The sequence below is a fragment of the Kibdelosporangium banguiense genome, assembly GCF_017876405.1.
Taxonomy (GTDB): Bacteria; Actinomycetota; Actinomycetes; order Mycobacteriales; family Pseudonocardiaceae; genus Kibdelosporangium; species Kibdelosporangium banguiense.
In genome coordinates, this window is the sequence record NZ_JAGINW010000001.1 from 12,270,051 (window position 1) to 12,283,109 (window position 13,059).

11 protein-coding genes are annotated in these 13,059 nt (G+C 66.7%); 2 read left to right on the forward strand and 9 right to left on the reverse strand.

Going from position 1 to position 13,059, the window contains the following annotated elements; genetic code table 11:
• Positions 1-68: 68 nt before the first annotated feature.
• The 8 genes from treZ to JOF56_RS54935 all read right to left on the reverse strand — a co-directional run bounded on the left by treZ (position 69) and on the right by JOF56_RS54935 (position 11,423).
• A complete protein-coding gene (gene treZ / locus JOF56_RS54900) occupies positions 69-1,763 on the reverse strand; it encodes a malto-oligosyltrehalose trehalohydrolase (RefSeq protein WP_209647453.1) in 1,695 nt (564 codons plus the stop codon).
• Entirely contained in the window at positions 1,763-3,943 is a 2,181-nt protein-coding gene (locus JOF56_RS54905) for a malto-oligosyltrehalose synthase (RefSeq protein ID WP_209647455.1), read from the reverse strand. The genes treZ and JOF56_RS54905 overlap by 1 nt, the downstream gene beginning before the upstream one ends.
• Positions 3,940-6,057 (reverse strand): glycogen debranching protein GlgX, encoded by a 2,118-nt coding sequence (gene glgX, locus JOF56_RS54910; RefSeq protein ID WP_209647457.1) that lies wholly within the window; start codon positions 6,055-6,057, stop codon positions 3,940-3,942. Before glgX ends, JOF56_RS54905 begins: the two co-directional genes overlap by 4 nt.
• A gap of 71 nt (positions 6,058-6,128) precedes the next feature.
• Positions 6,129-7,991 (reverse strand): 4-alpha-glucanotransferase, encoded by a 1,863-nt coding sequence (gene malQ / locus JOF56_RS54915; protein ID WP_307855712.1) that lies wholly within the window; start codon positions 7,989-7,991, stop codon positions 6,129-6,131.
• 47 nt (positions 7,992-8,038) lie between these two features.
• Positions 8,039-8,446 (reverse strand): hypothetical protein, encoded by a 408-nt coding sequence (locus JOF56_RS54920; protein WP_209647459.1) that lies wholly within the window; start codon positions 8,444-8,446, stop codon positions 8,039-8,041.
• Positions 8,447-8,604: 158 nt separating this feature from the next.
• Positions 8,605-9,468: a non-homologous end-joining DNA ligase gene (gene ligD / locus JOF56_RS54925; protein WP_209647460.1), complete on the reverse strand. Its 864-nt coding sequence runs from the start codon at positions 9,466-9,468 to the stop codon at positions 8,605-8,607.
• On the reverse strand, positions 9,461-10,903 hold the full coding sequence (ligD, locus tag JOF56_RS54930) for a non-homologous end-joining DNA ligase (RefSeq protein WP_209647462.1): 1,443 nt from the start codon (positions 10,901-10,903) through the stop codon (positions 9,461-9,463). The genes ligD (JOF56_RS54925) and ligD (JOF56_RS54930) overlap by 8 nt, the downstream gene beginning before the upstream one ends.
• A 16-nt stretch (positions 10,904-10,919) precedes the next feature.
• Positions 10,920-11,423 carry a hypothetical protein gene (locus tag JOF56_RS54935; protein ID WP_209647464.1) on the reverse strand — a complete coding sequence of 168 codons (504 nt, stop codon included), beginning with the start codon at positions 11,421-11,423 and terminating at the stop codon, positions 10,920-10,922.
• A 194-nt stretch (positions 11,424-11,617) separates the two neighbouring features.
• On the opposite strand from JOF56_RS54935, the gene JOF56_RS54940 reads away from it, so the two are divergent.
• On the forward strand, positions 11,618-12,049 hold the full coding sequence (locus JOF56_RS54940; RefSeq protein ID WP_209647465.1) for an ATP-binding protein: 432 nt from the start codon (positions 11,618-11,620) through the stop codon (positions 12,047-12,049).
• Complete coding sequence (locus JOF56_RS54945; RefSeq protein WP_209647466.1) at positions 12,046-12,828, forward strand: SigB/SigF/SigG family RNA polymerase sigma factor; 783 nt, start codon at positions 12,046-12,048, stop codon at positions 12,826-12,828. The genes JOF56_RS54940 and JOF56_RS54945 overlap by 4 nt, the downstream gene beginning before the upstream one ends.
• Positions 12,829-12,851: 23 nt before the next feature.
• Here JOF56_RS54945 and JOF56_RS54950 read toward each other — a convergent pair whose 3' ends face one another.
• Positions 12,852-13,043, reverse strand: coding sequence for a hypothetical protein (locus JOF56_RS54950; protein ID WP_209647467.1), 192 nt, complete (start codon positions 13,041-13,043; stop codon positions 12,852-12,854).
• Between the last annotated feature and the right edge of the window lie 16 nt (positions 13,044-13,059).

Here is a 13,059-nt window from a genome sequence, read left to right on the forward strand (position 1 = left end):
CATCAGAATGTAGCAGACCTACTACATCTGACAACAGGGATGGATCACTCGACTAAAGGGACAAACTGTCAATATGCGACGATCGCGAACGATTCGGGCCCGACTATCAGGTCCTCACCTATCCGTACATCACCGACCGCGAGCAGAACCTCGCCCGCCTCCCGCGCGACCGCACTCGCGCTCAGGTTGCAGACCAGCTGGATACGACCGCGATGCAACGTCACGACCCGGTCGTCCTGATCGACCTTGAACCGGTCAAGCCGCGGGTCGGCCAGCTCAGGATGCTTACGCCGCAAGGCAATGAGCGACCGGTATGTCTGGAACATCCCGGCATGCCCCGGGCTGTCCAGCTCCGACCAGTCCAGTGTGGAATTGCGGACTGTCGCGGGGTCCATCGGGTCGGGGACCTCGGACTCACCCCAGCCGTGCTCGGCGAACTCCTTGCGCCGCCCGGTACGGACAGCCTCGGCAAGCCCCGGGTCGGGGAAGGACGCGAAGAACTGCCATGGCGTGCTCGCAGCCCACTCTTCACCCATGAAAACCATTGGGGTGTAAGGAGAACAGAACATGATGGCAGCGCCGCAGGCCAGTACGCCCGGCGATACCGTGGCGGGCATCCGGTCACCCTGGGCACGGTTGCCGATCTGGTCGTGGTTCTGCAGGAAGCACACGAACCGGTGACCAGGCGTGTGCGTCTTGTCGATCGGACGGCCGTGTGTGCGGTCACGGAACGAAGACCACGTCCCGGCATGGAAAAAAGCGTTCTCCAGTGCGGTTTTCAATGCCTGGTCAGCCGCGAAGTCCTTGTAGTAGCCCTGTTGTTCGCCAGTCAGGAAGACGTGCAGTGCGTGGTGCAGATCGTCGCACCACTGCGCGGCCAAGCCGTAACCACCGGAAGACCTTGGCGTGACGTGCCGCGGGTCGTTCAGATCCGACTCCGCGATCAGCGACAGCGGGCGGCGCAGCCCGGCGGCCAGCGCGTCGACCTCGACAGCCATTTCTTCCAGCAGATGCGTGGCGCGAGTGTCCAAAATGGCGTGAATCGCGTCCAGCCGCAGGGCGTCCACATGGAAGTCCTGCAACCACGACAAAGCATTGTCCAGCACGTACCGCCGGACCTCGTCGGAACCCGGACCGGTCACGTTGAGCGCAGGACCCCACAGGTTGCGGCCGGCGAAATACGGGCCGAACCGGTCAAGGAAAGCACCGGACGGCCCCATGTGGTTGTAGACCACGTCAAGCACGACACCCAAACCGCGGGCATGCGCGGCATCGACGAAACGCTTGAACCCGTCAGGCCCGCCGTAGGGCTCGTGCACGGCGCCCCAGAGGACACCGTCGTAACCCCAACCTGTTGTCCCGTCGAAGGAATTGACGGGAAGCACTTCGACGAGATCGATCCCCAGATCAACGAGGTGGTCAAGCCTCGCAATCGCCGAGTCGAAGGTGCCTTCAGGTGTGAACGTCCCGATATGCAGTTCGTAGAGCACACTTCCCGGCAGTGCCCGGCCGGACCAAGCCTGATCGGTCCATCCGAACTCACTGTGGTCGTAACGGCGGGACGGCCCGAACACGCCGTCCGGCTGACGCGACGAACGCGGATCAGGCAACGGCGTTTCGTCGCCGTCAACAAGAAAAAAATACGAGTCGCCGGACACATCAGCGTGCCACCAGCCGCCATCACCGGCGGTCATGGCGTGGGCGACACCGTCCACATTAACCTGAACCTGGGACTTTCCCGGCGCCCACACGGAGAAGGTCATCACACGCCCCGGACCAGCAGCGCGACGGGATACTGATCAAGCAGTCCGGACACCGGGATCGAGCCGGAGTACGAACGGCCGGTCAGCACATCGGTCCACTCCCCCGCCGGCGACAACTCGGTGTCGCGCCACCCGCCGGATCGTTCGAGCCCGACCGGGAGCCGGGTCACGACCGCCGCCAGATTTCCGCCGCCGCGAAGGAAGCCGAAGAGATGCTCGGCCGCGGAACCTGTGGCGTGCAAGGGTTCGTAGCCGGTGAACAGCTCCGGCCGGTCCCACCGCAGGCGCAGGGCCCGCGACACGACGTGCAGCTTCGCAGCGCCGGACTCGTCGATCGGCGGTGGCGTGTCCTCGATCTCGCCGAGCATCTCCCGCCGCAGCTCGAAGTCCACCGGCCGCCGGTTGTCCGGGTCGACCAGCGAGAAATCCCACAGCTCGGTGCCCTGGTAGACATCCGGCACGCCGGGCATGGCCAGCTGGACGAGCTTCTGGCCCAACGAGTTCGACCAGCCCGGCCGCTGGATCCGGCCGGCGAACTCGCGGATCTCGCTGCCCAGCTCGGCCATCACCCGCTCCGGCCACGCCGCCACCTCGGCGTCGAACTCCTCGTTGCGCTCGGTCCAGCTGGTGGAGATCTTGGCTTCGCGCGAGGCTTTCTCCAGATACGCCTGCAACCGCGCGGAACTGATCGGCCACGCGCCCACGATCGTCTGCCACGCCAGGAGATTCAGCGTCGGCTCGGGCAGCGGGACCTTGGCCGTCCAGCAGTGCACGACCTCGGCGAACTCGTCGGGAATCTCCGAGAGCACCGCCAGCCGCGCCCGGACGTCCTCCGACCGTTTCGTGTCGTGAGTGGACAGTGCGGTCATGCTCGACTCGGCCGCGGCCGCTACCTTCGTGTGGAACTCGGCCACCGGGACACCGAACCGGCCCGGGTCGCTGCCGACCTCGTTCAGCGCCACAAACCTGTTGTAGCGGTAGAAAGTCGTGTCCTCGACGCCCTTGGCCATCACCATGGCCGCGGTCTGCTCGATCCGCGACACCAGCTCACCATCCGGCGAAGCAAGCATTTGCTCACCGATACCGCCCGACGGCAGTGAAGAAGTGATCCCATCGGCCACATAGGACCGGTAAACGCCGAACCGCGGCAGGAAGCCGAGAACGGCCTCCTCGGGCACGCCCAGCCGGGAAATCCGCTTGACCTCGGCTCGCAGCAGGTTCTCCGCAGCCCACCGTTTGCGGTCGGCCTCCATGGCGTGCAGATCCTGGTTGCCGGCCAGCTCGGAGAAGGCCTGCTCCCCAGCCGGGTCGATGAAGATCCCGCACACCAGCCGAAGCGCGTCGTACCCGGTGGTCCCGTCCACCGGCCAGGTCGACGGCAGAACCTCGTCCGGGCCGAGGATCTTCTCCACCACAAGCCACGCCGACGGGGCCGCCGCACGCAGCTGCCGCAGGTACTCCCCCGGGTTGGCCAGGCCGTCCGGGTGATCCACCCGCAGCCCGGTGACCTCCAGGTTGGCGATCCACCGCAGCACCGCGGCGTGCGTCGCCTCGAACACCGCCGGGTCCTCCACGCGCACGGCTGCGAGCGTGGTGATGTCGAAGAACCGCCGGTAGTTGAGCTCCGAGTTGGCCCGCCGCCAGTTCACCAGCCGGTAGTGCTGCCGCTCATGCACTTCCTGCGGCGTCCCGCCTTCGGTGCCGGAAGCGATCGGGAACCGGTGCTCGTGGTACCGCAGCTCGCCGTCCTCAATAGACAGCTCGTCGAGCGAGTCCGAACCCAGCACAGGAACCAGGACCGGACCGGTGTCCCAGTCGATGTCGAAGAACCGGGCGTACTCGGACTCCCGGCCGTTGGCCAGTACGTCCCACCACCAGGGGTTCGCGGGCGGATCCGCGATCCCCATGTGGTTGGGCACGATGTCCACGACCAGCCCCAGCTCCAGCTCCTGCAGCTCGCCGACCATCCGCATCCGCGCCTGCTCACCACCGAGCGCGGGCGAGGCGATGGTCGGGTCCACGACGTCGTAGCCGTGGGTCGAGCCCGGAGTGGCCGCCAGGACCGGCGAGGCGTACACCGCTCCGACACCAAGCGCCGCAAGGTAGTCCGCGATCTCGGCAACCTGATCGAACGTCATCTCCGGCCCGAGCTGCAGCCGGTAGGTGGAGCTGGGGATCATTCGTCTTCCTCGGCTCGTTGGAGCACGACCAGTGACCTCGCCACCACCTTGAGGGTGGACTTCGCCGGGACGGTCGGCCCGCCGCCGACCTCGCCGGTCGCCGTGTCCACCACCACGGTCCATTTCTCGGCGTAGTCACCGTTGGGCAGCGTCACATCGATGTCCTCGTGATGTGCGTTGAAGCACAACAGGAACGAGTCGTCACTGACCTGCTCGCCCCGCTGGTCGAGGTCCGCGATGCCCTCACCGTTGAGGAACACCACGATGCACCGGCCGAACCCGGACTCCCAGTCCTGCTCGGTCATCTCCTGGCCGCTGGGGGTGAACCAGCCGATGTCGCGCAGCTCCTCGCCCTTGCGGATCGGTCGTCCGGCGAAGAACCGGCGCCTGCGGAACACCGGGTGGTCCCGGCGCAGCTTGGTCAGCGCGGCGGTGAACGCCTTGAGCTCGGTGTTCTGCTCGGCCAGTTCCCAGTCCACCCAGGACAGTTCGGTGTCCTGGCAGTACGCGTTGTTGTTGCCGTGCTGGGTACGGCCGATCTCGTCGCCCATCAACAACATCGGCGTGCCTTGGGACAACAGCGTCGTCGCCAGCATGTTACGGCGCTGCCTGGCCCGCAGGGAAAGCACTTCGGCGTCGTCGGTCGGGCCTTCGGCGCCGCAGTTCCACGACCGGTTGTCGTCGGCGCCGTCCCGGTTGTCCTCGCCGTTGGCCTCGTTGTGCTTCTCGTTGTAGGACACCAGATCGTTCAGCGTGAAGCCGTCGTGCGCGGTGACGAAGTTGATCGAGGCGAACGGACGGCGGCCGTCGTCCTGGTAGAGATCCGAGGAGCCGGTGATCCGGGAGGCGAACTCACCGAGGGTGGACGGCTCACCGCGCCAGAAATCCCGGACGGTGTCCCGGAACTTGCCGTTCCATTCCGTCCACAGTGGAGGAAAGTTGCCGACCTGGTAGCCACCGGGGCCCACGTCCCACGGTTCGGCGATCAGCTTGACCTGGCTGATCACCGGGTCCTGCTGGATGATGTCGAAGAACGCCGCCAGCCGGTCCACGTCGTAGAACTCGCGGGCCAGGGTCGCGGCGAGGTCGAACCGGAACCCGTCGACGTGCATCTCGGTGATCCAGTACCGCAGCGAGTCCATGATCAGCTGCAGGGTGTGCGGGTTGCGCACGCTCAGCGAGTTGCCGGTGCCCGTGTAGTCCATGTAGAACCGGCGGTCGTCGTCCACCAGCCGGTAGTAGGCCTCGTTGTCGATGCCCCGCATGGACAACGTCGGCCCGAGGTGATTGCCCTCGGCGGTGTGGTTGTAGACCACGTCGAGGATGACCTCGATACCCGCCTCGTGCAGGTCACGGACCATCGCCTTGAATTCCTGCACCTGGTTGCCGCGACCGGTGGCCGAGTACGCGGAGTGCGGCGCGAAGAACCCGATCGTGTTGTAGCCCCAGTAGTTGCGCATGCCACGCTCGAACAACGCGTGGTCGGTGACGAACTGGTGCACCGGCATCAGCTCGACAGCGGTGACGCCGAGCTTCTTCAGGTGCTCGATGATCACCGGGTGTGCGAGGCCCGCGTACGTGCCCCGGATCTCCTCCGGCACGAACGGGTGCTGCAGCGTGAGGCCGCGTACGTGCGCCTCGTAGATGACCGACTCGTTGTACGGCGTCTTCGGGTGCCGGTCGTTGCCCCAGTCGAAGTACGGGCTGACCACGACACCCATCGGCACGTGCCCGGCGGAGTCGGCGTCGTTGCGGCCGTCCGGGTCACCGAACGGATATCCGAACAGCGACTCGTGCCAGTCGACATTGCTGCCTGCGACAGCCTTGGCGTACGGGTCCAGCAGCAGCTTGTTGGGGTTGCAGCGCATGCCGTTGGCCGGGTCGTGCGGCCCGTACACGCGGTAGCCGTACAGCTGGCCCGGCCCGATGGTCGGCAGGTATCCGTGGTGCACGAACCCGTCCACCTCGGGCAGCCGGACACGTGTCTCGTGCCCGTCGTCGTCGATCAGGCACAGCTCGACGTAGTCCGCCACCTCCGAGAACAGCGCGAAGTTGGTGCCGGCGCCGTCATAGGTGGCACCAAGCGGGTAAGGGGTTCCGGGCCAGGGCCGCACGATCGCTCCTCAGTTGCTTTGCGACGACCCTAGAGAACGCCGCAGTCCCGCTGGCAGGGGCACGCTGGATGTCACGCAGGGTTTGCGTCCCCGGTCAGAGCGTGAATCACCCGCCGGACGCCTACCTGCGAAAACAGGTCTTCGACCGGCACGGAGAGCGGAATTCGCCAGTTCGGGTACTCGTCGACCGTGCCCGGCAGGTTCGGTTGACGGATGTCGCAGAGGGCGTCCGGCGGTGATGTGAGCAACAGGGCGCTGCGGGCGCGGGTGAGCACGGCGTGCATGGCGACAAGGATGTCGTTTTCCGGCGCGTCCGGCGACTCCAGGACACCTTCCTTCACCAAGAATTCGATCAGGTCCCTGCGTTCGGCCGCCACGCGCTCGTACTCCTTGTCCGGGTCGGTGACGAGCCCGAGGGACTCCCGCACACGGACGTTCTCGGCCCGCAGGAATCCGGCTGCGGTCGGCAGATCGTGCGTGGAGATGCTCGCCATGGAAGCGGGTTCCCACGAACGGATGGGCACAAACGGGTGACCAGGGGCTTCATAGTCACGCTGGAAGTACAGCACCGCCGAGCTGAGCATCCCGCGTTCATGCAAGGTCGTGGTCACGTGCGGTTGCACTGTACCCAGATCCTCGCCGACCACCACGGCCGAGTGACGGTGCGCCTCCAGCGCCAGGATGCCGAGCATCGCCTCTGAGTCGTAGTGCACGTATGTGCCCCTGCTCGGCGGCTCGCCGGGCGGGATCCACCACAGCCGCCACAGTCCGGCGACGTGGTCGACACGGATTCCGTCGGCGTGCTTCAGCACGCTGCGTATCACTTCGATGAAAGGCTGGTAACCGGTCGCCGCGAGCCTGTCCGGGCGCCACGGCGGCAGCCGCCAGTCCTGCCCTTGCTGGCTGAACGCGTCCGGCGGCGCGCCGACGGTCACCTGTGGCGCGAGCACGTCCTGCAGCGCCCACGCGTCCGCGCCGCCAGGATCGACGCCGACCGGCAAGTCGTGCACGATCCCTACGGACATCGCGCCGGCAGCCGTCCGGGCCGCTCCCAGCTGCTGCTCGCACAACTCCTGCAGCCACGCGTGGAACGCGATGCGCGGCGCCAGATCCCGGCGCGCCGCAGCGACATCCGGGCTGCCGGGGTGCCGCAGCCCGGCCGGCCACTCACGCCAGTCGCCGCCGTGCTGTTCGGCCAGCGCGCAGAACGTCGCGAAGTCGTGCAGGCCGGGTTCCAGGTCCCTGATGTGCCCTGGCCACAACAGTTCCAGAGCCGCGAGCTTGGCCGCCCAGACCGCGTCGTAGTCGATCAGGTCCTTCGGCGGGCCGGGCGCGAGCGCCAGCACCCGGGCACGTACCGCGGGGTCGGCCCGGTGGAACTCGCCGGTGTCGGTGACCTTGAGGTACAAGGGATTCGCGAACCTGCGGCTCGACGGCGAGTACGGCGAACGCTGGACCGGCAGCACGGGCACGATCGCCTGGACGGGGTTCACCAGGATCACCCCGGCGCCCTCGGCGTCCCGGGCGAACGCCGCCAGGTCGCCGAAGTCGCCCATTCCCCAGGATTCGGCCGAGTGCAAGGCGTACAGCTGAAGCATCCAGCCCCACGCCCGCGGCACGTCCGGCAGCCGCGCGGGCGTCACGGCGAGCGGGATCTCCCGCCCGCCCGTCTCCAGCATGTGCCAGCCCAACGGAAGGTCCGGTGGCAGCCGGTCGGCGACGTCCACCCGGGTGCCGTCCTCAAGCCGGACGAGGCCCCGGCCGGTCTCGTATCGGACGCCTTGGCGCACCACGATCGTGTCAGGCAGACCACTACGCGACGTTGTCACGTGCCGCGTGCCGGTATCCACTTCGAGTTGTTCGAGCACTTGGCGGACAACGGCGCTGTCCACCTCGACGCGGCGCTGATCTGCGTCTTCGTACCATGTGGCCACACCGTGGGCGCGTGCCAGCGCCGCCAGATTCTCGTCGGCGAGATCGCTCAGCGGAGGTCCCTTGCAGCAGGAGGAGGAGCAAGACGCTCACGGGCAGTGGTCAAGGCGACCCGGGCCTGACTGAGCTCGGATGCCTCAAGGTGGTCTTCGGCAGCGTGCACGGCCTGGACCGCGGCTGCGACCATACACGTCTCGCCGATCGCGGCGGTGTGCGCGAGCGCGCCGTGCAGGTTGTCGTTGACTCTGCGCATCGCACCGAGCATCTCGGTTCGTTCCGCCGCGGAAACCTTCTGCAGATCCAGCAACGCGGAGTCGACGGCGCGTCGCAACTGCAGGCCCGGCGTCAGGGCAAGAGCCTGGCGCGGCAGCTCGGTACGGACTCGCCGTTGCTCGGGCGCGATTCGCGGCTTGATCGAACCGACCGGCACGACACCAGAGCGTTGACGTGACACCATGAAACCACTCCCTTCCCACCGATCCCCGTCCGGCAGATTACCCCTGTTTTCCCTGTCGGGTACCCGCCAACCGGGCTTTTGACAGCAATCCCCGGCGTATTGTGAAACGGTGGTTTCCTGGACATGTCAGGGCAATGATCCGGTCATATGACGGGCACTCAGAGGTAATCGAGCAAGTCGCCCAGTTCGTCCACCCGGGCGCGCACCTCGTCGGCGGTGAACGTCAGATCCTCGACATGATCGCATTCCTCGACTTCCTGCCAGGTCACCGGTGTGGACACAGTCGGCTGCGGCCGGGCACGCAGGGAATAAGGAGCCACTGTTGTCTTGGCGGGCCGGTTCTGGCTCCAGTCGATGAAAACCTTGCCGCCGCGCTGCGCCTTGGCCATCGTGGCGACCACCTGGCGCGGGTACTGCCCGGCCAGCCGCTCGGCCAGCTTGCGGGAATACGTCCAGGTATCGATTTCACCCGACTGAAGGGGAACATAAAGCTGCATTCCCTTGGATCCACTGGTTTTCGGCCAGGCGTCGTAGCCGCCTTCGGCCAGCTCCTCACGCAGCCAGAGCGCCACCTGGCAGCACTCCACAACGGTCGCCGGCGCACCCGGGTCGAGGTCGAAGACGAGCAGGTCCGGCTCGGCGCCGACCTTCCACTGTGGAACGTGCAGCTCCAGCGCGGCCAGGTTGGCCACCCACGCCAGCGTCGCCAGATCCTCGATCAGCACGAAGTCGAGAAATTCGTTGCCTTTGCTACTGCCTGGGGTCGGCAGACGTTCGGTACGGACCCATTCGGGTGCATGCCGGGCGACGTTCTTCTCAAAAAACGACTGTCCGTCAACACCGTTGGGATATCGGCGCAACGTCACCGGCCGGTCCTTCAAGTGCGGCAGCAGCACCGGCGCGATCCGGGCGTAGTAGTCGATTACCTGTCCTTTGGTGAATCCGGCCTCGGGGTAAAGAACTTTCTGCAGATTCGACAACTTCAGCCTGCGGCCGTCGACCTCCACCAGCTGGTCACTCATCGAGCGTCACCTCGTGCGGGGACTTGTCGGAACGCAGGCCACGCCACACCGGGGCCCGCATCCGGCCGTCGGGGGTCCAGATCCGGAACACCACTTCACCGACGAGTTCCGGCCGCACCCAGATCGCGCCGCGAGCACGTTCCGGCGGAAGTTTGCCGTTGAACGGCGAGGTCTTGCGTTTCAACGGACGGAGAGTCTCGGTCAGCGACTCCAGATCCGTGTCGGAGAACCCGGTTCCCACCGAGCCGACGAACCGGAGGCCACCCTCATCGGGGATGCCGAGCAGCAACGCGCCCATCACGCCTTCGCGGCGTCCTTCCCCCGGCCGCCAGCCGCCGATCACGACTTCCTGCGGCCGGACGTCGGTGATCTTGATCCACGCGGGCGACCGGCCCGGCTGGTAACGCGAGTCGAGCCGTTTGGCGATCACGCCTTCGAGGCCCTGCTCCCGGCTGGCTGCCAGCACTGCCGCGCCCGCGGCCGGATAGGACGGCGCGGTGTACCAATGGCTGCCGCGCAGGGCCAGTTTTTCCAGCAACGCACGACGGTTGGCGAACGGCAACCGCAACAGCGATCGTCCTTCGAAGTGCAGCAGGTCGAACAGCAGCAGGCTGACCGGGGTCTGGCCCACGAGTCTGCGCGCCTGCGCGGCGTTGCCGACGTGCATCCGCTTCTGCAGCTCGGCGAAACTCGGCCTGCCGCCTGCGAACGCGACGATCTCACCGTCCAGCCAGGCCTGCGCGCTGCCCAGCTGCTTGCCCATCTCGGCCAGTTCCGGATAGGTCGCGGTGACCTCGTTGCCCGCCCGGCTGAAGATCTGCAACCGGCCGCCCTCGACCCGGATCAGGGCGCGCACGCCGTCCCACTTGAACTCGTACGCCCACTTGTCGTCCTGGCCGGACGGCGGCATCGTGCCGATGGTGGCCAGCATGGGCGTGAGCTGCTCGGGCAACGGCTGCCAGTCGGGATCCTGCGGGGCGCCACGCCTGCGCACGATCCAGTTGCGGTCCTCGTCCCCCTTGCGCAGGAACGTGAAGTGGCCCTGTACCCGGCCGCCGTGCAGGACGACGTCGACCTCGTAGTCCTCCCACTTGAGCGTCTCGTACGTGCCACGGTCCCAGATGGTCATCTTGCCCGCGCCGTACTCGCCCTTGGGGATCACGCCCTCGAAGGTGGCGTACTCCATCGGGTGATCTTCGGTGTGCACGGCCATCCGGACCGTTCCCGGCTCGGGCGGCAGCCCTTTGGGCACCGCCCAGGACACCAGCACACCGCCCCGCTCCAGCCGGACGTCCCAGTGCAACTGCCGGGCGTGGTGCTCCTGGATCACGAACGTGTCGTCGTCACCGTGCGGCAGCGCCGCGTCCTCGGGAACCGGTTCCGGAGTGCGCGCGGCATCGCGTTTGCGACGATAGTCGGTCAGGTCACCAGGCACTTCTTCACCGTAACGGCTATGCGGCCAAACCCGCTCCTCTGAGCCAGTCAGGGACGTCCACGCCCTCGTCCTCGCACCACTCGAGCATCCCTATCGTCCACAGTAGAGCGTGCACGACCACTTCGAGGGTGGCCTCCATGTCGATGTCCCGCAACGCCAGCTCCAGCTGGAACCGGGCATCGTCGGGATGGCCGTTGAGCTCGGCGAGCAGGGCCCTGATAGTGGCTCGCAGGGGCGGCTCGAGGTGGTCGATGGCCACCGCGTTGTCCACGTCGTCCCTGATGTCGACAGCGAAGAGGGTGTGTGCGGGCATGTCCCCCGCCCGCAGCGCCACCATCTGCACGGCGGCCGAAATGAGCTCGCCGACGATCTGGTGCGCACCCGGCCCACCCGCGGCTTGTTCACTCGTCAGCCGGTCGAGGGCGTCGACCAGCCCGGCCGTGTCCCCGTCGCGGGCCATGGCCACCAGGGCCCGGGCCCGGACCCGGATCTGCACAAGCGGACATTCGTCCATAGTCATTCGTCCACCTCCCCAGGCATGCGGTTCTACTAGGTGATCGGTCGGCGACCCTCTGCCGTTTCCGGCAGTTACCCGGCTCTTTGTCTCCGTGACCCGGAATTTTTCCTCCTCACGCACAGTGACGAGAAGTTTGCCGCTCCCGGCGACGGGGAAACCAGCCATCGAGCTGAGTCACAACACGAGGGGCGGTGATCATGACGGCGACCAACAAGTCCTTTGTGGACAGTTCGGTGGACGTGGGTGACATCGAGCTGAGAGTGCCCGCGGAGGCCAGATACCTGCCGATCATCCGGTCGCTGGCGGCCACGATAGCCATGCGCGAGGACTACGACCTGGACTTCGTCGCCGATCTCAAGCTGGCCGTGGAGGAGGCCTGCTCGATGCTGGTGGGCGCGGCCTGGCCGGGCACCGAACTGCGGTGCCGGTTCCGGGTCGGCAAGAACACGATCGGCCTGCAAGCCTCCGCGCTGTCCACTGTGGACGCACTGCTGGACACCACCTCGTTCGGCTGGCGCGTGCTGACCACGCTGGCAGACACCGCGAGCACCCGGGTCGAGCAGGTCCCGGGCGGGTACCGAGTGCTGATCGAGTTGACCAAGCGCGGCAGAGACAGGGGTGAGGTGTGACGGCACGAGCTAGGACCAAGAACGGCTACGAGCACCTGACACCGCTGTTCAGCGAGCTGGCCGGGCTTGACCAGGACGATCCTCGCCGATCAGAGCTGCGCGACGAGCTGGTCACCGGGCACCTGCCGGTGGCCGAGCACATCGCCCGGCGCTTCGCCCACCGCGGCGAGACCGGCGAGGACCTCGTCCAGGTCGCCACGGTCGGGCTGATCAACGCCGTGGACCGGTTCGATCCGCAGCGGGGAACCGACTTCCTGTCGTTCGCGGTGCCCACCGTGATGGGCGAGATCCGCCGCTACTTCCGGGATTCCAGCTGGTCGGTACGCGTGCCGCGACGGCTCAAGGAGCTGCACCTGGCGATAACGGCGGCAGGCAACGAACTGTCCCAGCAGCTCGGCCGCGCGCCGACCCCCAGCGAGATAGCCACCCGGCTCGGGATGAGCAAGGACGAGATCTACGAGGGCCTGGAAGCAGGCAACGCCTACCACTCGGTGTCCCTGGACGACATGCTCACCCAGGACTCCGACAACACCTCCCTTGGCGAGATGCTCGGCGAGCCGGACTCGGCGATGGAAGGAGTGGAGAACCACGAGTCGTTGCTGCCGCTGGTTCGTGAACTGCCGGAACGCGAACGCACGATCCTGTTGCTGCGGTTCTTCGGAAACCTGACCCAGACCCAGATCGCCGAGAAGATCGGCATCTCGCAGATGCACGTCTCCCGGCTGCTCGCGCGGACCCTGCAGAAACTGCGGGACGGAATGCTCGAAGAAGGCAACTGACCCGTCCCCCGCGGCGCGGCGAATCAGGACGGCGGCCTGGACCCGGCCAGGATGACTGAGACAGGTGCGCAGGGTGACGGTTGAGCCGAGTCCGGTTCCGCCCAGCACAGCACCTCATGCCAGTGCGCGTTGACAAAACCGGGCAACACCATCATGCCCCCGGCGTCGGCCGTGTACACGAAACCGCCACGAACAAGAAGTGCCTGATCCACCATGGACTCACCATACAGA